This is a genomic window from Bradyrhizobium sp. 1(2017) (genome assembly GCF_011602485.2).
Classification (GTDB): Bacteria; Pseudomonadota; Alphaproteobacteria; order Rhizobiales; family Xanthobacteraceae; genus Bradyrhizobium.
Map to the genome: position 1 here is coordinate 5,048,025 of NZ_CP050022.2, position 21,474 is coordinate 5,069,498.

General features: G+C 64.3%; 19 protein-coding genes, 1 tRNA gene and 2 pseudogenes. 6 read left to right on the plus strand and 16 right to left on the minus strand.

Annotation, left to right across the window (positions count from 1 at the left end):
- Nucleotides 1-74: 74 nt before the first annotated feature.
- Nucleotides 75-836, plus strand: a complete 762-nt coding sequence (locus HAP40_RS24005) for a glycosyltransferase family 2 protein (protein WP_166815414.1) — start codon at nt 75-77, stop codon at nt 834-836.
- A 111-nt stretch (nt 837-947) separates the two neighbouring features.
- Here HAP40_RS24005 and HAP40_RS24010 read toward each other — a convergent pair.
- A tRNA-Trp gene (locus HAP40_RS24010) sits at nt 948-1,023 on the minus strand.
- Between the two features lie 151 nt (nt 1,024-1,174).
- Here HAP40_RS24010 and HAP40_RS24015 point away from each other — a divergent pair.
- Nucleotides 1,175-2,410 (plus strand): serine hydrolase domain-containing protein, encoded by a 1,236-nt coding sequence (locus HAP40_RS24015; protein WP_166815413.1) that lies wholly within the window; start codon nt 1,175-1,177, stop codon nt 2,408-2,410.
- Nucleotides 2,411-2,555: 145 nt separating this feature from the next.
- On the opposite strand, the gene HAP40_RS24020 is transcribed toward HAP40_RS24015, so the two are convergent.
- Both HAP40_RS24020 and HAP40_RS24025 read right to left on the minus strand, forming a co-directional pair.
- Complete coding sequence (locus HAP40_RS24020; RefSeq protein ID WP_166815412.1) at nt 2,556-3,323, minus strand: SDR family NAD(P)-dependent oxidoreductase; 768 nt, start codon at nt 3,321-3,323, stop codon at nt 2,556-2,558.
- 121 nt (nt 3,324-3,444) lie between these two features.
- Nucleotides 3,445-4,143, minus strand: coding sequence for a histidine phosphatase family protein (locus HAP40_RS24025; RefSeq protein WP_166815411.1), 699 nt, complete (start codon nt 4,141-4,143; stop codon nt 3,445-3,447).
- Between the two features lie 133 nt (nt 4,144-4,276).
- Between HAP40_RS24025 and HAP40_RS24030 the strand changes: the two genes are divergently transcribed.
- The 3 genes from HAP40_RS24030 (at nt 4,277) to HAP40_RS24040 (ending at nt 7,881) form a co-directional block, all read left to right on the plus strand.
- Entirely contained in the window at nt 4,277-5,062 is a 786-nt protein-coding gene (locus tag HAP40_RS24030) for an SDR family NAD(P)-dependent oxidoreductase (protein WP_166815410.1), read from the plus strand.
- Between the two features lie 1,133 nt (nt 5,063-6,195).
- Nucleotides 6,196-7,383, plus strand: a complete 1,188-nt coding sequence (gene argE / locus HAP40_RS24035) for an acetylornithine deacetylase (RefSeq protein ID WP_166815409.1) — start codon at nt 6,196-6,198, stop codon at nt 7,381-7,383.
- A 201-nt stretch (nt 7,384-7,584) separates the two neighbouring features.
- A complete protein-coding gene (locus HAP40_RS24040; protein WP_166815408.1) occupies nt 7,585-7,881 on the plus strand; it encodes a GIY-YIG nuclease family protein in 297 nt (98 codons plus the stop codon).
- Between the two features lie 124 nt (nt 7,882-8,005).
- On the opposite strand, the gene HAP40_RS24045 is transcribed toward HAP40_RS24040, so the two are convergent.
- Nucleotides 8,006-9,064, minus strand: a complete 1,059-nt coding sequence (locus tag HAP40_RS24045; RefSeq protein ID WP_166815407.1) for a phosphotransferase family protein — start codon at nt 9,062-9,064, stop codon at nt 8,006-8,008.
- 254 nt (nt 9,065-9,318) lie between these two features.
- Nucleotides 9,319-10,545, minus strand: a pseudogene (locus HAP40_RS24050) (acyl-CoA dehydrogenase family protein); the annotation flags it as partial.
- Between the two features lie 219 nt (nt 10,546-10,764).
- Between HAP40_RS24050 and HAP40_RS24055 the strand changes: the two are divergent.
- Nucleotides 10,765-11,427: a TetR/AcrR family transcriptional regulator gene (locus tag HAP40_RS24055; RefSeq protein ID WP_166815405.1), complete on the plus strand. Its 663-nt coding sequence runs from the start codon at nt 10,765-10,767 to the stop codon at nt 11,425-11,427.
- 4 nt (nt 11,428-11,431) lie between these two features.
- Here the strand turns inward: HAP40_RS24055 and HAP40_RS24060 are convergent, their stop codons facing one another.
- The 11 genes and pseudogenes from HAP40_RS24060 to HAP40_RS24110 all read right to left on the minus strand — a co-directional run bounded on the left by HAP40_RS24060 (nt 11,432) and on the right by HAP40_RS24110 (nt 20,571).
- Nucleotides 11,432-11,824 (minus strand): RidA family protein, encoded by a 393-nt coding sequence (locus HAP40_RS24060; RefSeq protein ID WP_166815404.1) that lies wholly within the window; start codon nt 11,822-11,824, stop codon nt 11,432-11,434.
- A 145-nt stretch (nt 11,825-11,969) separates the two neighbouring features.
- The gene (locus HAP40_RS24065; protein ID WP_166815403.1) at nt 11,970-12,185 is read right to left on the minus strand and encodes a hypothetical protein; all 216 of its coding nucleotides are present in this window, start codon (nt 12,183-12,185) and stop codon (nt 11,970-11,972) included.
- A 144-nt stretch (nt 12,186-12,329) separates the two neighbouring features.
- A complete protein-coding gene (locus HAP40_RS24070) occupies nt 12,330-13,232 on the minus strand; it encodes a M15 family metallopeptidase (RefSeq protein WP_208024898.1) in 903 nt (300 codons plus the stop codon).
- A 46-nt stretch (nt 13,233-13,278) separates the two neighbouring features.
- Nucleotides 13,279-14,151 (minus strand): 3-keto-5-aminohexanoate cleavage protein, encoded by an 873-nt coding sequence (locus HAP40_RS24075; protein WP_166815402.1) that lies wholly within the window; start codon nt 14,149-14,151, stop codon nt 13,279-13,281.
- A gap of 51 nt (nt 14,152-14,202) precedes the next feature.
- Nucleotides 14,203-15,432 carry a CaiB/BaiF CoA transferase family protein gene (locus HAP40_RS24080; RefSeq protein WP_166815401.1) on the minus strand — a complete coding sequence of 410 codons (1,230 nt, stop codon included), beginning with the start codon at nt 15,430-15,432 and terminating at the stop codon, nt 14,203-14,205.
- A gap of 172 nt (nt 15,433-15,604) precedes the next feature.
- Nucleotides 15,605-16,810, minus strand: a complete 1,206-nt coding sequence (locus HAP40_RS24085; protein ID WP_166815400.1) for an MFS transporter — start codon at nt 16,808-16,810, stop codon at nt 15,605-15,607.
- A gap of 251 nt (nt 16,811-17,061) precedes the next feature.
- Entirely contained in the window at nt 17,062-17,265 is a 204-nt protein-coding gene (locus tag HAP40_RS24090) for a hypothetical protein (protein WP_063682698.1), read from the minus strand.
- A gap of 53 nt (nt 17,266-17,318) precedes the next feature.
- Nucleotides 17,319-18,655 (minus strand): annotated as a pseudogene (locus HAP40_RS24095) (PQQ-dependent sugar dehydrogenase).
- Nucleotides 18,652-19,104 carry a DUF2231 domain-containing protein gene (locus HAP40_RS24100; RefSeq protein WP_166815398.1) on the minus strand — a complete coding sequence of 151 codons (453 nt, stop codon included), beginning with the start codon at nt 19,102-19,104 and terminating at the stop codon, nt 18,652-18,654. Before HAP40_RS24100 ends, HAP40_RS24095 begins: the two are co-directional and overlap by 4 nt.
- 99 nt (nt 19,105-19,203) lie before the next feature.
- Nucleotides 19,204-20,043, minus strand: a complete 840-nt coding sequence (locus HAP40_RS24105) for a bifunctional allantoicase/(S)-ureidoglycine aminohydrolase (RefSeq protein WP_166815397.1) — start codon at nt 20,041-20,043, stop codon at nt 19,204-19,206.
- Nucleotides 20,044-20,061: 18 nt separating this feature from the next.
- Nucleotides 20,062-20,571, minus strand: coding sequence for an ureidoglycolate lyase (locus HAP40_RS24110; RefSeq protein WP_166815396.1), 510 nt, complete (start codon nt 20,569-20,571; stop codon nt 20,062-20,064).
- Nucleotides 20,572-21,474 lie beyond the last annotated feature (903 nt).

Below are 21,474 nucleotides of genomic sequence, written 5' to 3' on the forward strand. Positions count from 1 at the left end.
TTCTCCCCCCTCGGATCACCTAGAGTTGTGACTGGGGATGCAACAGCAAGAGTAGCCGGCAACGGCAGCACGCGATGACACCTTCCAGGGCGGCAAAAAGGCTTACGATCGTCATTCCTGCGCTGAACGAGCAGGACAAGATCGCCGATACCATCGGCGGCGTGCTCCCGCTTGCGCGCGAGCTGCTCGATGATTTCGAGATCTTCCTGATCGACGACGGCAGCACGGACGCCACCGGCGCGATCATGGACGAATTCGCGGCCGGCGAGCCGCGCATCGTCGTGCATCACAATCCCGAACGGCGGGGTGTCGGCGCCGGCTTCGAATATGCCCTGTCGCGCGCCAAGTTCGACGCCATCACCCTCATTCCCGGCGACCACGCCTTTCAAAACGAAGGCATTGCCCGGATGTTCAAGGCGGCGGGCGCCGCCGACCTCGTCATCACCTATCGCGACAACCAGTCGGACCGCTCGGTCAACCGCTCGCTGCAGTCGCATTCGCTGCGGCTGATCCTGAACTGCCTGTTCGGCTTCTGGCTCTCCGACTACCACAGCATGATCGTGTACCCCGTGAAATGGCTGCGCCAGATCGCGGTCAAGGCGGACGGCTATGGCTATCAGATCTGTGCGTTGATCTCGTTGCTCCAGCTCGGCCTCACCCACGTTCAGGTGCCGGTCAGCCTGAACGCGGAGCTCAAGGGATCTTCCCGCGCACTTCGGCTGCGGACCTATTTCGAGCTCGGGAGCACCATCATCTCGCTGCTCCGCCGCGTTCCCATCCGCGATGTCGACCTCAGCAAGGTCCCCGCCAACGCCGAGCGGACCCTGGTACGCTAAGCGTTCCGGCAAGCATTGAGGCTGGGCGGCTCGGCCCGGCGCATTGCGATTCGCGGAACGGGGACGCTCGTCCCTATCCCGTCAGCAGCTGATCTAAGTAATTGATTTTGCTGGCAGGAGTGGCAGGGCTCGAACCTGCGACCCCCGGTTTTGGAGACCGGTGCTCTACCAATTGAGCTACACTCCTACAGACCCCGCGTCGCCTTGGGATCAGGGCCGCTTTCAAGCACAGGGGACGGCCGGTTTGCAAGGGTGAACCGCGCCGGCTTCGCTTGTTTGTACCGGGGTTTTTGGGCCACAGTCCGCTACCGACAATCAAGAAACAACCGGGAGAGCCCATGACCGCCACAGCGACCGCTCCAGCCGCCCCACAGGGCACGATCTCCCCGCAGACCCCGCCCCTGCCGGAAGCCCGCCCCGAGACGCTCGGGCTGTCGCGGCCCCGCCTCCAGGCCATGTCGGACGCCTTCAAGCGCGACATCGACAAGGGAACCGTTCCCGGCGTCACGGTGCTGGTCGCCCGCCGCGGCCAGATCGGCTGGTTCGAGGCGCTGGGCCGGCAGAGCCCTTCCGCCGCCACGCCGATGGCGCGTGATTCGATCTTCCGGGTGTTCTCGATGACCAAGCCGATCGTGTCGGTCGGCATCATGGCGCTGGTCGAGGACGGCCACCTGCTCCTCAGCGACGCGGTCGCCAAGTTCATTCCGGAATTCGCCGACCAGAAGGTCGGCGTGGTCAGCGGCGGCAAGCTGGATCTGGTTCCGCCGAAGCGGCCCATGACGGTGCAGGACCTGCTCCGCCACACTTCGGGCCTCACCTATGAGCACCAGGGCGATGGCCCCGTGCACAAGCTCTATCAGGAGTCCCGCGTCCGCAGCCGCAAGATCACCAATGCCGAGCACGCCGCGCTGGTGGCGAGCTTCCCGCTGGTGTGCCATCCCGGCGACGAGTTCAACTACAGCCGCTCCACCGACATCCTCGGCCGCATCATCGAGGTCGTCAGCGGCAAATCGCTCGGCACCTTCCTCGCCGAGCGCGTCCTCGCGCCGCTGCAGATGGCCGAGACCGGCTTTGCGACCGCCGAAGCCAATGCCGGCCGCCTCGCCGAACCGTTCGCGGCCGATCCCTGGACCGGCGACAAGGTCGCGCTCTTCAACATGCTCGAGCAGCCGGTGATGGAATCCGGCGGCGGCGGGCTGGTCTCGACCACGATGGACTATGCCCGCTTCTGCCTGATGCTGCGCAATGGCGGCACGCTCGACGGCAACAGGATCATCGGCCGCAAGACGCTGGAGCTGATGGCGTCCGACCATCTCGAGCCGCACGTCGTGACCAATGGCACGCTGCTGTCGCCCGGCCACGGCTTCGGGCTGGGCTTTGCCGTGCGCCGCGAGGCCGGCATCGCGCCCTTCCCCGGCAGCGTCGGCCAGTATTTCTGGAGCGGCATTGCGGGCACGTTCTTCTGGATCGACCCGAAGGAGGACCTGTTCGCAGTGTTCATGAGCCAGGGTCCGGGCCAGCGCGACTACACGCGGACGCTGGTAAGGGATCTGGTCAACGCGGCAGTGGATTAGTCTCGTGCCCCGGACGCGCTGCAACGCCCTTGGCGTTGCTGCGCAGAGCCGGGGCCCATGCATGCGCGAGTTCGTTCTTGGCCTTCCGGGTCCCGGCTCTGCGGAGCGGTACTGCGTGCCGCACCGCGTCCGGGACACAAGACCATCAACTGATCGTTGCGCCGCCGTCGATCACCATGGTCTGGCCGGTCATGAAGTCGCCGGCCTTCGATCCCAGGAACACCGCAGCGCCCGCGATCTCGTCGGGAATGCCGATGCGCAGGAGCGGCGAGCGCGAGGTCGAGGCCTTCAGGTTCTCCGGATTGTCCCAGAGGGCTTTGGCAAAATCGGTCTTGATCAGGCCGGGCGCGATGCAGTTCACGCGGATATTGTGCTTGCCGTATTCGCAAGCGAGGTTGCGCGCGAGCTGCATGTCGGCCGCCTTGGAAATCGCGTAGGCGCCGAGAATGGTCGATCCCTTCAATCCGCCGATCGAGGAGACGATGATGACCGAGCCGTCCTTGCGCTCGATCATCTGCGGCACCACCATCGAGATCAGCCAGTTGTTGGCGACGATGTTGTTGTCGAGGATCTTCCTGAACTGATCGTCGGAGATACCGGCGAGCGGACCGTAATACGGGTTCGACGCGGCGTTGCAGACCAGCACGTCGATCTTGCCGAACGCACGGTTGCTCTCGTCGACGAGGTTCTGCAGATTCTCCTTCGACGAGATGTTGGCGGCAATCGCGACCGCGGTGCCCTTGCCGAATTTGTCGTTGATGCCTTTCGCCACCTGCTCGCAGACGTCGGCCTTGCGCGAGGAGATCACGACCTTGGCGCCGTGCTCGGCCATGCGCTCGGCGATCGCAAGCCCGATGCCGCGCGTCGAGCCGGTGATGACGGCGACTTTCCCCTTCATGTCGAACAAGGTCATGTTTCTCTCCCAGAGTATGAACTTCGTATTTGATGTCATTCCGGGGCGATGCGAAGCATCGAGCCCGGAATCTCGAGATCCCGGGTCCGGTCCTTCGGACCATCCCGGGATGACAGCTCACTCACGCGAGCTTCTTGACTTCCGGTCCCGCCGGCTGATGCATCGCCGCGTGCGCATCATCCGCGATCCAGGGCTGCTGGTTCACCATCGGCAGACGCCAGACCGAACGCCCGGGGCTTGCGAAATAATCGAGCCTCGTGATCGAGCAATTGTCGATGTCGAACGATAGCGCTCGCTCCACCTGGCCTTCGAGCGCGAGCCCGAGCGCTGCCTTGATGGTGCCGCCATGCGCGACCGCGATGATGTCCTGCCCGCCCGCCTCATTGATGATCCGCTCGATGGTGCGGCGCGTACGGTTGTAGAGATCCATGAAACTTTCGCCGCCGGGCGCGGGCTCGTTGATATCGGCAAACCAGCTCGAGCCGACCGGGCGGCTCGCGATGAACTGCGCGCGGTTCATGCCCTGCCAGCGGCCGAGATTCTGCTCGGCGAGATCCGCTTCCCATGTCATCGATGCAGGCTTCGGATAGCCTGCCGCCCAGATCGCTTCCGCCGTCTGGTGCGTGCGCATCAGATTGCTCGAATACCAGACCGCCTTGCGTGGCAGCACCTTGGCAACAGCGTTGAACACGTAGCTATCGCTGGTGTCGCAGGCGATATCGGACTGTCCGTAGATGTTGCCGCCGTCGTTGCGCACCGGGGCGTGCCGGACCCACCACCACCGTGTGACGACCACCTTTGGCTTGTCTGCGCCTGCCATCGAAACCCTTCCATCCCGTTTGATGTCGCTGTACGTCAGTAGCGAACGTGTCTCAAGACACTTTACCGTTTGAAATCTTGTTTGAAATTCCGTCGCACGGCAAGGGCCGCGCACGAGCCAAAGGGAGAAGCGCATGGGCCGCCTGCAAGGCAAATCCGTCATCATCACCGGCGCCGGCAGCGGCATCGGCCGCGCCGCCGCACTTCTGTTCACCCGGGAAGGCGCAAAGCTGATCGCAGTCGATCGCACCGAGGCGGTGAAAGAGACCGTCGACGAGGTGAAGAAGGCCGGGGGTGTCGCGGAAGCCATGGTGGCGGACGCGGGCTCCGAGAGCGACGTCGTCGCCGTCATCGACAAGGCGGTGAAGACGCATGGCCGGCTCGACGTGATCTGGGCCAATGCCGGCGTCTCCGGCGGGCTCGTTCCGCTCGCCGAGCAGACCGTCGAGCACTGGCAGGAGATCTTGCGCGTCAATCTGATCGGGCCGTTCCTCGCCGTGAAATACGCGATGCCGCACATGGTCAAGCAGCAGTCCGGCGCGATCGTGCTCACCGCGTCCGTCGCAGGGCTCAAGGCCGGAGCCAGCGGACATCCCTATGCCGCGAGCAAGGCCGGCGTGATTAGCCTCGTGCAGACCACGGCCTATTCGCTCACCGGCACCGGCGTGCGCATCAACGCAGTGTGCCCGGGCCTGATCGAGACCGGCATGACCAAGCCGATCTTCGACCGTGCCAAGGAGCGCGGCACCCAGGACAAGATCGGCCAGCTCAACCCGCTCAAGCGCCCCGGCCAGCCGCACGAGCTCGCGGCGATGGGACTGTTTTTGGCCAGCGACGAAGCCTCGTATGTGAACGGCCAGGCCTTTCCTGTCGACGGTGGTCTCACCGCGTCGATGCCGTATACGGGCAAGCCGGTTTAACTCAGGTCTCGTGTCCCGGACGCGCTGCAACGCGCAAGCGTTGCTGCGCAGAGCCGGGACCGAGGAAGCCACGGCACTCGCCGCTGCATGGGCCCCGGCTCTGCTGCGCACCGTCGAAGAGACGCTGCGCTGCGTCCGGGGCACGAGAGCCGGAGGCTGGTTTCGCTGCGCTCGCAATGACGGGTGTAGCGGCGCATCCACCTCCCTCGTGTCCCGGACGCGACGCAGCGCGCAAGCGTTGCGGCGCAGAGCCGGGACCCAGGAAGCCGCGCACTCGCTGCTGCATGGGCCCCGGCTCTGCAGCGCATCACTTCGTGCTGCGCAGCGTCCGGGGCACTAGATTGTTGTTCAACGATAAACATGGCTGCTCATCCTCGCGGCTTGTTTCGCCCGAGTTTTGCTTCGTCGTCTTACCCTCGATTGAAAGAGGGCGCAGGGAAGACCGGGTGCCGGCCGGGCACCCACGGTCCACTGTGCGAAAGGTGGCAACGAGAATCTGCACAGCGGCATACAGGTGAAGCCAAACATCCGGCCTTCCCTGCGCAGTGGTTGGAACGGCGTATGTCGTGCTCTCCCCGGGGAGCGATGCACTATTGCCCCCGTCGCCGTTACGGATGACTGATGCGCGCGCCCGGTTGGGCCGCCACATCACCGCAAGACTTGGCGCACAGACCCCGGGCGCCAGGACGACACGATTTGGCCGTACGCCGATCACACCGGTCGTATGCGCGACGCTTTCGCTCACGGTTTCCCGCCCTGCGAAGCTCTTCGCGCCGATGTGACTGACGTCCACCGCTGTCCCGGCCCGCGTTCGTGACGATCGCGATACGCCCCTCTTCCTTGGGCCGGAGTGCGCGCACTATCCGCCAATTCCGAATTTCGGTAAAGTGGAATATTTTCGACAGTGTGCATTGACCCGCGGCTCGCGTGTTTTGCCCGACGGGCAACGCCAAGTCTTGTAGCCCGGATGGAGCATAGCGTAATCCGGGATCGCATCCGCGGACACAGCGGCCCCGGATTTCGCTGCGGTCCATCCGGACTACGGCACTGTGTTGATTTGCCCATCAGCGCACGACGTTGGTATGGTTCGTGCAGGCAACCTCAGCCTCCCTCTCCCCCGACAAGAAATGACAATGCCCAACCCGATCTTCCCGAGTTCCCGACCCGATCGCATCCGCCACCTTCTCGCCGAGCTCGTCGGCTTCGACACCATCAGCGATCGCACCAACCTGCCCCTGATCGCTCACATCGAGAGCTATCTCGCCTTCCTCGGCATCAAGGGCGAGCGCATCGTCGACGAAACCGGACAGAAGGCTTCGCTTTGGGTCACGATCGGGCCGGAGGATCGGCCGGGCTTCGTGCTGTCGGGTCATACCGACGTCGTGCCCGTCGTCGGCCAAGACTGGAGCCACGACCCGTTCAAGCTGATCGAGCGCGACGGCAAGCTCTACGGCCGCGGCACCACCGACATGAAGGGATTTGTCGCGGTGTGCCTCGCCATGGTGCCGGAGATGCTGGAGGCGACGCTGGCAACGCCCATTCATCTCGCCATCTCCTATGACGAGGAGATCGGCTGCGTCGGCGTGCGGCCGATGCTGCGCGAGGTCGCGAAGAAGAAAGTCATGCCGCTCGGCGCCTTCATCGGCGAGCCGACCGAGATGAAAGTCATCATCGGCCACAAGGGCAAGCACGGTGTGCGCGCGACGTTCCATGGCCTCGCCCGCCACTCCTCGATCGCGCCCGACGGCGTCAACGCGATCGAATATGCCGCCGAGCTGATCGTCGAGATCCGCCGCCGCGCCGTGAAGCTGGCAAGCCAGGCCGAGCGCAACAGCCTCTACGATGTGCCGCATTCGACGCTGCTCACCAGCATCGTGCATGGCGGCGCGGCGCTGAACATCGTGCCCGACACCTGCACGGTGGATTTCGAATGCCGCGGCATCGGCATCACCGAGTCCCGCGAGGTGACGGATGCGATCGTCGCCTGGGCCAAGGCCGAGATCGAGCCGGCGATGAAGGCGCGGCATCCCGATTGCGGCATCGATTTTGAGGAGATCCTCGACTATCCCGCGCTCGACACCGCAGCCGATGCCGCGATCGTCACGCTGGCCAAGAGCCTTGCGGGCCGCAACGACCACGCCAAGGTCGCCTTCGGCACCGAGGCGAGTTTGTTTGCCAGTATGGCCGACATCCCCTCGGTGGTGATCGGCCCCGGATCGATCGCGCAGGCGCATACGCCGGACGAGTTCGTGGAGATGGCGGAGCTGGAGAAATGCGCGGGGTTCGTGGAGAGGCTGATCGCGCACTGTGCGAAGGGGTGATCGTGTCTCGCGCTTGATTGGGTCCCGGCTCTGCGCAGCAGCGTTGCACGCTGCAGCGCGTCCGGGACACGAAGGTTCTCGTCTCCCGGACGCAGTGCGGTGCGCAGTACCGCACTGCAGAGCCGGGACCCAGGGCACTTGGCGATGGCATCGAAACACGCAACTCTAGAGTGCGCGGTCATCGGCACTGGTTGCATGGTTATGCCCTTCTTCGTCTACATCCTTGCGAGCAAACGAAACGGCACCCTCTACATCGGAGTGACGAACGACCTTGTCCGCCGAGTGAGCGAGCACAAGGCCAAGCCCATCCCCGGCTTCACGCGGCAATACGACGTAAACCTGCTGGTCTATTTCGAAACCTTCGAGTCGGTGCTCGAAGCGCGATCACGCGAGCATACGTTGAAGCGATGGCGGCGCGCGTGGAAGCTCAAACTGATCGAAGAACTCAACCCGAATTGGCGTGATCTGACGGATGGGCTGAATACGTTAGCGACGTGACTGGGTCCCGGCTCTGCGGAGCAGCACTTCGTGCTGCGCCGCGTCCGGGACACGAGAGCGGCGCAAGGATGCGCGACGACACAAAACAAAAAAGCGCGGCCATCAGCCGCGCCTTTTTCGTCCCTTACACCGCGCCCGCCTTCTGCGCGTACTCCCATGACGCCTTCGACAGCGGCACGGTGCGCTTGGCGGATTCGAGCGCTTTGGCGTTGGCGGCGGTGCCGTCGCGGACGCGGCCGGCGATTCCTTGCGTGATGCCGGCGAGGCGGAACAGATTGTACGCGAAATACCAGTTCAGATCCGGCACGGTCATCTTAGTGACGTTGCAATAGATCTGCGCGGCCTCGTCCAGGCTCGGGATGTTGAGCGCCTTCAGGTCGACACCATGGAGGCCCGGCATGATCCACTGCATCAGCAGATAGGTGAAGTCGGCCATGGGATCGCCGAGCGTCGACAGCTCCCAGTCCAGCACGGCCTGCACGCGCGGTTCCGTCGCGTGGAAAATCATGTTGTCGAGGCGGTAGTCGCCGTGGACGATCGAGACGCGCGCCTGCTCCGGCACGGTCTTGGGCAGCCATTCGGCGACCTTCTCGAACTCCGGAATGTGCTGGGTCTCGGACGCCCGGTACTGCTTGGTCCAGCGGTCGATCTGGCGTGCGAAGTAATTCCCTGGCTTGCCGAAGTCGCCAAGGCCGATCGCCGTGGGATCGTACATGTGGAGCTTGGCCAGCGTCTCGATCTTGCTGGTGAAGATCTTGCGGCGCGCGTCGTTATCCTGGCTCGGCAGCGCCGGATCCCAGAACACCCGGCCCTCCTCCATTGACATGATGTAGAAGGCCGCGCCGATGACGCCGTCGTCCTGGCACAGCGCGTAGGCACGTGCGACCGGAAAGCCCTGTTTTCCGAGGGCCGCGATGACGCGATATTCACGATCGACGGCGTGCGCGGACGGCAGCAACTTGCCGAACGGCTTGCGACGCATCACGTAGGAGCGGTTCGGCGTGTTCAGCCGATAGGTCGGGTTGGACTGGCCGCCCTTGAACTGGAGGACGACCAGCGGGCCCTCATAGCCTTCGACGTTCTCGCGCATCCAGGCCTCGAGCCGCAGCTCGTCGAAGCGATGCCGCTCCTCGACCGGCTTGGTGCCCGAGAACTCTTCGTCTTTCCTGACGCCGTCAGCCACGGTGACGCTCCCTCTTCAGTTCCGACCTTTTCAGGCCGAGCATGATCCTAATCGGTAACCGCTGACGCACTTGCGTCAAGCGGTCATTCCGAATGGGACCATGCCCTGTCGTTTCTTCAAGTCGGGAGCGCTTCCCGCCTCTCCCGCCCAAAGATTCCGTTCCGATAAATCGGAACGGAATCTCCGGATTCTCGTCTTGACGCGTTTTCTAGCGCGAACCGGTGTCCACTTCGCTTGAAAACGCTACTAGTGCTTGGGGAGTTGGCATACTTCCGAACTTCCAGCCTGGCAATGGCGCGATTATGCACCTCGTCCGGACCGTCGGCGAGCCGCAGCGTGCGGATGCCGGCATAATCCTTGGCAAGACCCGCCTCGTCCGACACGCCTGCGCCGCCGAACGCCTGGATCGCCTCGTCGATGATCTTCAGCGCCATGTTGGGGGCTGCGACCTTGATCATGGCGATTTCGGCCTGCGCGGTCTTGTTGCCGACCTTGTCCATCATGTCGGCGGCCTTGAGGCACAGCAGACGCGTCATCTCGATGTTGGTGCGGGCCTCGCCGATGCGCTGCTCCCACACGGAGTGCTCGACGATCTTCTTGCCGAAGGCGGTGCGCGACATCAGGCGCTTCACCATCTTCTCCAGTGCCTCCTCGGCCTTGCCGATGGTGCGCATGCAGTGGTGAATACGGCCGGGACCGAGGCGGCCCTGCGCGATCTCGAAGCCGCGGCCCTCGCCGAGCAGGATGTTCTCCTTGGGCACACGCACGTTCTCGAGCAGCACCTGGGCGTGGCCGTGCGGCGCGTCGTCGAAGCCGAACACGGGAAGCATCTTCTCGACCTTGATGCCGGGTGTGTCGAGCGGAACCAGGATCTGCGACTGCTGCTGGTGCTTGGCCGCGTTGAAGTCGGTCTTGCCCATCAGGATCGCGATCTTGCAGCGGGGATCGCCGACGCCCGACGACCACCATTTGCGGCCGTTGATGACGTAGTGATCGCCGTCCTTCTCGATGCGGGTCTCGATGTTGGTGGCATCGGACGAAGCAACCGCCGGCTCCGTCATCAGGAAGGCCGAGCGGATCTCGCCGTCCATCAGCGGGCGCAGCCATTTGCGCTTCTGCTCCTTGGAGCCGTAGCGGATGAACACTTCCATGTTGCCGGTGTCGGGCGCGGAGCAGTTGAACACTTCCGAAGCCCAGGAGATGTGGCCCATCTGCTCCGACAGCAGCGCGTATTCCAGATTGGTCAATCCCGCACCGCGGAATTCGTCATCCTCATGCTCGCTCGGCGGCATGAACATGTTCCAGAGGCCTTCGGCCCTCGCCTTCTTCTTGAGGTCTTCGAGGACCGGGATCACCTTCCAGCGGTCGCCGCTCTTGTCCTGCTCGTTATAGATCGGCACCGCCGGACGCACGTGCTTGGTCATGAAGGACTGCACGCGGTCGAGCCATTCCTTCTGCTTCGGGGACAGATCGAAATCCATGGGACGCTCCTCGGTCTCGTTTTGAAAGCCTGTTTTGCGCCGGACTGTCCTCCCGCCTCGCGCGGCTCGCAAGCGCCATTCCAGCTGCTTGCAGATACCGGATGGAACCCGGGCCGCTTTGATGCGGCGCAATTCCATCATGCGGATTGACTTTCTCCGGCCTTCAAACGATAGTTTCATACAAGTGTTTGAATTGCAACTCCCTCAGGGAGAGCGCCCATGCCCAGCGATCATACAAGGTCCGCCATCCTCGCCGCCGCCGAACGACTCTATGCCGACCGCGGATTCGGCGACGTCACGCTGCGCGACATCGTCGCCGAGGCGAACGTGAACCTCGCGGCGGTGAACTATCATTTCGGCTCGAAGGACGAGCTGATCGCGGAATTATTCGTCACCCGCTCGATCGCGACCAACCGCGAACGTCTGCGCGAGCTGAAAGCGGCGGAAGAGCAAGGCGGCGGCCGCGCGCCGATCGAGGTGATTTTGCGCGCGCTGGTGGGGCCGACACTGCGCGGCTGCCTTGGCCCCGAGAACCAGCGTTCGACCGCGGCACGCTTCATGATCCGCGCCTCGATCGAATCCGTGCCGCCGATCCGCCGCATCAAGAACCGCGAGATCGACCATTTGCGGAAATTCGCCGGCGCGATGCGCAGATCCCTGCCCGAGCGCAGCGACGTCGAGATCTACTGGGGCCTGAACTTCGCACTGGCCATGGCGCATCACACCATCCGCGAGAGCGAGCGGCTGACCAAGCTGTCGGAAGGCAAATGCGATCTAAACGACGTCGAGGACGTGGTCGCGCGCGTCGTCAGCGTGGCGACGATGGCGTTGACCGCGGGACGGACGGAGGCAAGATCGCCGTCAAAGGTTGCTGCGCGTTAGCGCCTCACATCATCGCGATGCAGTCGATCTCGACATCGAAAGGGCCGAACCATTCCGGCGTGCAGACGAAGATCCGCGCCGGCGGATCGCGCGGAAAATAGCGCGCATAGACCGCGTTGAAGGCCGCGAAATGTTTGGCCGACGTGCAGTAGACGTTGCACTTCATGACGTTGTCGAGCGAGGCGCCGGCGGTCTGCAGGCACAGCTTCATCTGCTCCATGACGAGCTCGCTCTGCCGCTCGATCGGCACGGAGGCGATCTCGCCCGTCTCGGGGTCGAACGGCGGCAGGCCGGCGACGAAGATCATATTGCCGGCGCGCGTCACCGGCGAGACCGGCGCCTTCGCGCGGTCGAGGAAGGTCGAGATCGGTTCGACGCGGAGCACTTCGCGTGTCATGGTGGCCACCTTTCGAGCGGAAACGATGCCTGGGCTACATCATTTTGTAGCCAGCATGCTTCGTTTCCGAGCGAAGTGTGGTCGTCGTGAGAGCATGACTCCGTCCGGAAGACCGCTTCACGTTTTTCCGGATCAGCTCTGCGGGCTACACCCGCTGCGGCATCTCCTCGGCCTCTTCCTTGGCCAGCAGCAGCAGCATCTCGATGCCCATGTCGCCTTCCTGGGGCGAACGGATGAACTTGATCTCATCGGCACTTTGCCGCAGCGCGGCAACGATGGCGACGGCCTGATTGGCGGTCGCCGCCTCGGTCGCCAGAACGGCCGTCTGGTCCTTCGCTTGGAACCCGATCGTGTAGGACATTCACTTCCCTCCCGAACTCAAGTGGAGAGATCGAAACAGAGTCTCGCGCGGAACGGAAGCCTGTGCGACTACGGATCGTGATTATCTGGGATTGCGCGCAAGCTTCACGCAACGCCGGGTATCGCACGCTGCGGCACGTGCCGGCTAGCCGCGCTTTGCCCTTCGCTTTGGCGCGGCGCGCCTGGTCTTCTTGGCCTTGGCTTTCTTGACTTTGGTCTTTTTAGACTTGGTTTTTTTAGCCTTGGTCGTTTTGGCCTTCTTGGCCTTGGCTTTCTTCGCCTTGGTGGCCCTGACTGGCCTCGGCGGTACCGCGAGTTCGAAAGCTTCGAGGTTGTGATCCGTGTAAGGCTTGCCACTCTCGAACAGACCCCTCACCTGGCCGAGCGTCAGCCCGAGACGAAGCTGGTAGTGCGGCATGTCACGGAAGCTGGTCCAGTCGCCGCCCCATTCGAGGTCGCCGTCGCGCGCCAATTCCGCCAGCTTCTTGTAAGTCTTCGCTTCGCTGGCGGTGTCTCCGGTGAGATAGCGGCCATTCTTGAAGATGCCGACGTCCCACGCAATCGCGAAATTATGGTTGCTTTGTCCGCCTTTCGCATTGGTGACGATGGGGCCGGGACTTCCGCGGCCCTTCCTGTAGAGCAGCTCCTGCTCGGCATAGGTGCGCGTGCCCGAGATGATCTTGACGTCGAAGCCCGTCAGTTGCTTCGCCCGCGCCAGGAAGCCCCGCGCCGCGCGCTGGGTCTGCGGCACCAGCGTCCGGATGTTTCCTTCGGAACGGGAGTCGAATGCGCCGAGCTCGGTGGCGATGCTGCTGAATTCTGCCGCGAACGCCTCATCGGCTGCTTCGACCGCCGCGGTCCAGCGGCCGTCCAGCGCGCCGCCGTAAAATCCACCCACCGAAAGCACGCGCTGATAGAAAAGAACATCGTCTCTGAAAAGAGGAGCACTCATATCGGCCTCCATGCCTGAAAAAAAAGTAGAGCAATGGAGGAGATGATAAACTTCAAGTTGAGTTTCGGGCAAGCGGAAACCGGGCGATGCCGTCACGATTGTCCGCGGCGAAATGCAGCCTAGCGGCGTGCTCCGGCCGTCGTCACGCCAGCCCGAGCAGCCCGCGCGCATCTGCCGCGGTCGCAACGCTAGCGCCCAGGCTCTTCAGGATGCCGGCGGCATGCGCGACCAGCTCGGCGTTGGTCTTCGCCAGCACGCCCTTCGACATATAGAGATTGTCCTCCATGCCGACGCGGACGTGACCGCCGAGCAAATAGGCCTGCGCAACCATCGGAAACTCGGCGCGGCCGATCCCGAAGCCGGACCAGATCGCGCCCGCCGGCAACAGGCTGCGGGCGTAGAACATCGTCTCCGGCGTTGCGGAGAAGCCGTATTTCACCCCGAGCACGAGGGAGAACAGACCCGGCCCCGTCAGCGTGCCGTCGGCGAACAGATCGCGCGCGAGATGACAATCGCCGGAATCGAACAGCTCGATCTCCGGCAGCACCCCGGCCACCTTCATCCGCTCCGCCATGACGCGGACGTTGCGCGGTGTGTTGATCACGACCTCGCCGCCGGAATTCATGGTGTTGAGATCGAGCGTGCAGATGTCGGGCTTCAGGAGCTCGATATGCTCGACGCGCTTTTCCGGGACAAGCAGCGTGGTGCCGGGACCGGCGATACGGGGATCCTCGAGCGAGGGCACGAAGCGGCCGCCGGGACCAGTCGTGAGATTGATGACGAGGCTCTTGTTGCGGGCGCGAATGCGATCCATCACGTCGCGATAGAGTTCGATCGCCATCGACGGCCGCCCGGTCGCGGGATCGCGCACATGGATGTGGGCGATCGCCGCGCCAGCCTCGGCCGCTTCCAGGGCGGATGTGGCGATCTGCTCGGGGGTGATCGGCAGATGCGGCGACTGCTCGGGCTTTGTGAGGTTACCGGTGATGGCGCAGGTGATGATGGTCTTGGTCATGCCGTCCCCGACTTGTCTTGGTGCCGCCGCAAGCCTCGCCGCGACGTCCAGCTAGATGATGCCCTGCTGCTTCAGCTGTTCGATCTTGCCGGCATCATAGCCGAGCTGGCCGCCGAGCACCTCCTTTGTGTGCTCGCCCAGCAGCGGCGGCGCGCGGTAGTCCTTGATCGGGGTTTCCGACAAGGTGAGTGCGTTGCGGACCAGCGACAGCTCGGGCTCGAAGGGATGATCGACCTTCACCCGCATGCCGCGCGACTGCACATGGGGATCGGAGAACACCTGCTCGAAATTGTTGATCGGGCCCGAGGGCACGCCGGCCTCCTCCAGCTTTTCGAGCCAGTAGGCCACCGGCTGCTTCAGGAACAGGCCGGCGAAGATCGCCATGATCTCCTTGCCGTGCACGACGCGGTCGTTGTTCTTGACGAAGCGTGGATCGTTCGCGAGCCCGGGCTCGCCGAGCACGGCACAGGTGCGCTGAAACTGGCCGTCATTGCCGACCACCAGCATCAGCTCGCCGTCGGTGCAGCGGAATACGCCGGCCGGCATGCCGCCATTGCCCCAGGTGCCGCGGCGCGGCGGCGTCTTGCCGTTGACGAGATAGATCTGCAGCCAGTGCGACAGCGAGGCGATGACGGTGTCGAACAGGCAGACGTCGATGTGCTGTCCCTCCCCGTCATTGGCGTCGCGATGGTAGAGCGCCGAGAGAATCCCGATCGAGGAGTTCATGCCGGTCATGTAGTCGACGATCGAAGGGCCGACCTTCATCGGGCCCTCGCCCGGCTCGCCGTCGATATGGCCGGTGACACTCATCAGTCCGCCCATCGCCTGCAGGATCGCGTCATAGCCGGCGCGCGGCGCGTAGGGGCCGGTCTGGCCGAAGCCGGTCACCGAGCAATAGATGATGCCGGGGTTGATCGCCTTGATCGATTCATAGTCGAGGCCGTAGCGCTTGAGATCGCCGACCTTGTAGTTCTCCATGAAGACGTCGACATCCTTGGCGAGCTCGCGGATGATGGCCTGCCCCTCGGGCTTGGCGATGTTGACCGTGACCGACTTCTTGTTGCGGTTGGCGCACAGGTAGAACGAATTGTTGTTGTTCGCCTTCCCTTCCGGATCGGTCAGGTAAGGCGGGCCGAAGGCGCGCGCGTCGTCGCCGGTGCCCGGCCGCTCGATCTTGATGACCTCCGCGCCCAGATCGCCCAGCATCTGAGCCGACAGGGGCCCGGCAAGCACGCGGGTGAGGTCAAGGATCTTGATGCCTGAAAGCGGCAAGGCCGACATGTCGATTTCCTCCGGGAACTGGGATCTTGGCGCGGCGGGCTCGAAGCTCTGGCCGCGCACCCTGCGGATACACCATTTTCGGGGCGGCGAGCACTGCATCCCGGGCATACGGCTATCCCCCGCCCCGGCAGCAGGATCGGTCGTGGACGTCGAATTCCGCGCCGCGAATAGCCTAGGTCAGGACCGCGGCGGCGGTTCGCGGCCGTCGCCGTCCCAGCAGGACCAGGATCAACACTGCCCCACAGGAGCAGACGAAGGTGAGACCGAGCGCACCGCGGCCGCCGAACTGGGTCAGCAGGCCGGCGAGCAGCGGCGGTGAAACCGCGGAGGCGAGATTGAGCGGCAGCGCGATCATCGAAGTTGCCTTGGCGAATTCGGCCTGGTCGTAGAACACGAGCGGGATCGTCGCCCGCGCCACCGCCATCGCGCCGCTGCCGGCGCCATAGAGCAGGATGAAGACCGCGACCGCCCAGGTCGCGCCCTCGCTCAGCATCAGGAGCAGCATGGCCACGGGCAGCGCCGTGCCGGCGACGAGCCCGGTCGTGATCCCGTCCCACCGTCCTCCGCCGAGGAAATCCAGCCCGCGGGCGCTGACCTGGACCACACCGAGCATGGAGCCGAACGCGATCGCCTGCGCCGGCGCCAGCCCCTCCGCCCGTAGCAGCTCGACGAACACGGCGCTGAGGCCGAAAGTGACGAACGCATTGAGGGTAGTCGCACAAACGACGAGGCCGAACGTGCTTCGCGGAGTCCGCGGCACGTCCGCGTGCTTTGCCGGCGTGGCGCCGTCCTCCTTCGCGACGGTCCGGCGCGGTGCTGCGAACGCATAGAGCGGAAGCGAAACGAGAAGCAGCATGGCGGCATAGACAAGGCACGTCCCGCGCCAACCGAGGTGACCGCTGAGAAACGACGTGGTCGGCCAGAAGATGCTGCTGGACAGTCCGGTCACCAGCATCAGCGCGCCAATGGCGCTCCTGGCCTGCCGCCCGGCAACCTCGTTCAGCATGATATAGGCGCCGGTCGAGAGCGTGGCGCTGCCGGCCAGGCCAAAGACGATCCAGGCCGCGAAGTAAAGCATCGGCTCGCGCGCGAAGAACAGAAGCACGAAGCCGGGTACGGTGACGACCGTCCCGATCATCATGACCTTGCGCGCGCCGTGCCGCGCAAAGGCCCTGGCAAGCCAGGGCGCGCACAACCCCATGGTGACATAAAGGACGGAGGTCCCGGCGAACACGGCCGGCAGGCTCATGCCCAGATCCGCGGCAATGTCGCGGCCGACGATCGCAGGTAGCCCGATCGTGCCCCATCCGACCAGTTGGGTAATCGCCAGCACCAGCAGAACCCCGATGAGCCTGCCGTCAGATTTCAAGAGCCGCATTCCAGATATCGCCTGCCCAGCGGGCGCAGATTGCGCCAGCAGGTCGGTCTTACCTGCAGATTCAAGACGCGGAAATGACGGTTCCGAATGGCACTGCGGCGTCAGCCGCAGAGCATGCCCGCTCTAGGATGTGTGGCCGGGATCGGTGTGCCTCGGGGTCTTCTTGGCGCGCTGCGGGGTCATCCTGGCCGGGTCCGGAGCATTCGGCACGCCGCGGGGACTCAGCCAAAATGCTGCGCCGTGGTCGGGCTCTAGATGCCGAGTGCGTTCTCGCCGGCTTCGCGGCCAGGCACGCTGACATGCACTTCATGTCCCTCGCGAAGCGCGAGGGATGCTGCGGCGACCGCCGACTCGAATGCAGCTTCCTTGGTGGCGTACCTGCTCTTGACGTCGCCGTCGTGCAGCACGCCCCATTCGTCCTGCACCGGCACGATGGCATATTGAGCAAGGCCCATGGTCCAACTCCCTGGCGTTCCGAAACCGTCTGCCCGACAACGCGCCGGCGGGCTTAACGTTGCGTCAGTTGCGGATGGGTCGCGGTCACGCGCCAGACCGTGTTGCCGCTGTCGTCGGCAACCAGCAGCGCGCCGGTCTTGTCGATGGCGACGCCGACGGGGCGTCCGCGCGCCTGATTGTCGCTGTCGAGGAAGCCGGTCACGACGTCCTGCGCCGGTCCGCTCGGCTTGCCGTCCGCAAACGGCACGAACACGACCTTGTAGCCGTTCAGAGCCTGCCGGTTCCAGCTGCCGTGCTCACCGACGAACGCGCCCCCCGATAGGAGGCCGGCAGTCCGGTGCCGGTGTTGAAAACCATGCCGAGCGGAGCGACATGCGAGCTCAACGCATAGTCCGGCACGATCGCGTTGGCGACGAGGTCGGGCCGCTCCGGTTTGGCGCGGGGATCGACGTGCCGGCCCCAATAGCTGTACGGCCAGCCGTAGAAGCCGCCGTCCTTCACCGCGGTCATGTAGTCAGGGACGAGATCGGGACCGATCTCGTCCCGCTCGTTCACCACCGTCCACAGCGCGCCGGTCTGCGGCTCGAAGCTGAGGCCGTTCGGATTGCGCAGGCCGTTCGCGAACACGCGCCAGCGGCCGCTGCTGCGGTCGATCTCGAGGATGGCGGCGCGGTTGTGCTCGGCCTCCATGCCGTTCTCGGCGATATTGCTGTTGGAGCCGACACCCGCGTAGAGCTTCGATCCGTCGGGGCTCGCGACCAGGCTCTTGGTCCAGTGATGATTGATCGGCCCGCCCGGCAGCGGCGTCAGCACCCTGCCCGGCGCCGAGATCCTGGTATCGCCCTCGGTGTAGGGATATTTGACGATCGCGTCGGTGTTGGCGACGTAGAGATCATTGCCGACCAGCGCGACGCCGAACGGCGAATTGAGATGGTCGAGGAAGACGCTTTGCGTGTCGGGCACACCATCGCCGTTGCTGTCACGCAGCAGCGTGATGCGGTTACCCGGCCCGGTGTCGCCGCCGCCCGATGTCGCCCAGGACTCGATGTAGCCCATCACGAATTCCTTGGGACGCTTGATCGGAGCCCCCTTCGGCGCCTTGGACTCCACCACCAGCACGTCGCCATTGGGCAGTACGTAGAGAAAGCGCGGATGCTGCAGGCCGGTCGCGAACGCCTTGGCCTGCAAGCCCTGCGCGACGGTGGGCGTCTCGTCCTTCTTCCAGCCGACGATGCGGGCGATGTGGATCGGCGGCAGCAGATATTGCTGGAAGTCCGGCAGCGCCGGATTGGGGCCGATTTGCGCCTTGGGATCGCCACTGCCGTCGTTGCAGCCGCCAAGGCACAGCAATGAGGTGCACAACAGGGCGCGGACAATCGAAGACTTCATCGCGCAACTCCCACGCCGTGCCGATAGACCATGGCCCAGCCGAGCCAGCCGGTGACGGGCAGGATCAGCACGGTGATCACCGAAAGCACGAGCCCGGTCGGCCACACCGAGGTCCAGCCATCGCGCATGTGGATCATCGTGTTGAAAATTGCGAGGATCAGCACCACGGCGTTGCCGATCAGATGCGGCCAGGCCGGCGGCTGTTTCCGGACGAGGCGATTGCCGAGGAAATCGGTCAGGCCTGCGATCGCGGCGAGCACACCGAAGACGACCCCGACCACCAGAAGCCAGGCGGAAAAATCCGCCCACATGATCTCGGCGCTGGCGACATAGGCGATGTCGGTCAGTAACGCACCGGTGAAGCACGCGATCGGGATCGGCACCAGCATCGGATGAATCGGATGACCCGCGATTTGCGCCGTGGAGCGCACGCGCATATCGTCTTGCACGGTCGGCCTCGTGTGACTTTCGCCCTGCCCGACCGGCCAACTCATGCGTGGGATGATGGTTCCTGCAACCGCTCGATGGCACGGGCGGGTTGCTGGGGATCAGATCAGCGGAGGTCCCTGCCGCAGATTCATGTGCCGGTTGACGTCCTTGTAGAGCAGATAGCGAAACCGGCCGGGGCCTCCTGCGTAGCAGGCCTGCGGGCAGAAGGCGCGCAGCCACATATAGTCGCCGGCCTCGACCTCGACCCAGTCCCGATTCAGGCGGTACACGGCCTTGCCCTCGAGGACGTATAGGCCGTGCTCCATGACGTGCGTCTCTGCGAAGGGGATCGACGCACCCGGCTCGAACGTCACGATGTTGATGTGCATGTCGTGCCGCATGTCGGCCGGATCGATGAAGCGCGTGGTTGCCCATCGCCCCTCGGTCCCCGGCATCGCGACAGGTTCAACCGAGTCTGCATGGGTCACGATCGGCTCGGGCTCGGCCAATCCGGGCACGCGCTGATACAGCTTGCGTATCCAGTGCAGCTGCGCCGGCTTCTCGCCGCGATTACGAATGCTCCAGGCGCAGCCAGGCGGCAGATAGGCGAAGCTGCCGGGCCTGAGCTCACGCTCACCGTCCACCAGCTTGAGGATCAAATCGCCGCCGACGACGAACAACGCCCCTTGGGCGTCCTTGTCCGGCTCGGGACCTTCACTTCCTCCGCCCGGCGCGACGTCCATGAGGTAATGGGAAAACGTCTCGGCGAATCCGGAGAGCGGTCGCGCCAGCACCCAGACGCGCGTGCCGTCCCAGTGCGGCAGATGGCTGACGACGATATCGCGCTGCACGCCGCTCGGGATGACGGCATACGCGTTCGTGAAGACCGCCCGGCCGCTCAGAAGATCGGTCTGGGGCGGAAGACCACCCTGCGGGATATGATAGGTTTGCGATGACATCTAAAGCCTCGTTGGACGCTACCGGGGCGAGCTTGCGGCTGTGCCGGGATCGAGCTGGATGATCTCGTCCAGCCAATATTCTTCGAGATTGTCGCCACCGCCCTTTCGATCGACGACGAGGAACGAGCTTGCGTCCTTCAGAACCAGAAGCGGGTGATGCCAGCAGTTTCGGCCATAGTTCACGCCTTGCTTGCCATTGGCCGCGAACGCCCGATAGCTCGACGTCGCGCGCGGGTCCGTGCAAACGACGACCAACCAGTCCCCTCCGTTCAGCGGCATGAACAGCTGGCTTCCAAGCGGATGACGCTCCATCAGGCGAATCGCGATCGGCGCGGGCCGCACAGAGGCGACAAACCAGCTGATGTTGATTTGCCCGCCTTCCGCGCCGACATCGACATTGGCGAGTTCATTGTAGCGCGAGGCATAGCCCTGGTTGATCGACAGCGGTGTCAATCCTTCCGTCTCGACGACCTCGCCGAACGGAGCGAACGCCCGCCTCGTCAAGGGCTCGATCGAAAGTATCGCCATCGTCAGCCAAATTCCGCGCGTTCAAGACGTTTGCAGGCCCGCGACGGGCGCGCTGGCACCGGCCGGGTCGATCTGGAGGGTCTCGCTCGAAGGTACGATCTCGCCATCAAGGATGCGACGCGCCTTCGCGCGATCGAGATCCCCCTCCCCACGCGGCGACCACGACCTTGTAGCCGTTCAGCACCTGCCGATGCAAGCTGCAGTGCTCACCGAGTGCACCGTCGCGATAGGCGGCCGGCAGCCCGTGCGGTGGAGGAAAGCGAAGAGCGGCCTCTGGCGCGGTCGATCTCGAGGATCGCGGCGCTGTCGTGCTCAAGCGGACAATCGAAGTATCGATCATCCGTACAGCGGCATCAGGGGCAGCGGCAATTATAGCCAGCTAGCTGGACAAGCCGGAACACGGTGACGCTAGCTCGTCCAGCAAACACGACTGACGGACCATTGATCTCGGATCTTGGCCCATCGAGACACATTGCGCTGCCGCACGAACCTGGTCGCTATAGGAGCATTGCGACATAGTCACCGGTCACGTAACGCTGCCAAGTTTGCAGGTATACGGCCTAGCAAACCCTCACAGTCACGTAGCTGTAACCATTCCATTGCTGCTGATAACAGGATGAACCGTACGCAGCGGCAGCTCCAAGCGCAGCACCCGCCGCCACACCGACAGCTGCGGCGCCCCAACGGGGACCGTAATAGCCTCCGCGATAGCCGCCACGATAATAGCGACCGCCGCCGGCCCAACGTGCTCCGCCGCCGTGCCAATGCGCACCACCGCCGTGGAAACGTGCGCCGCCCCCGTGGAAATGTGCACCGCCGCCATGGAATCCGCGGCCACCACGGGCGTCAGCCGCGCTGGGAATAGCAGTTGCGGCGGCAGCGACGAAACCGATCGCTAAGAGA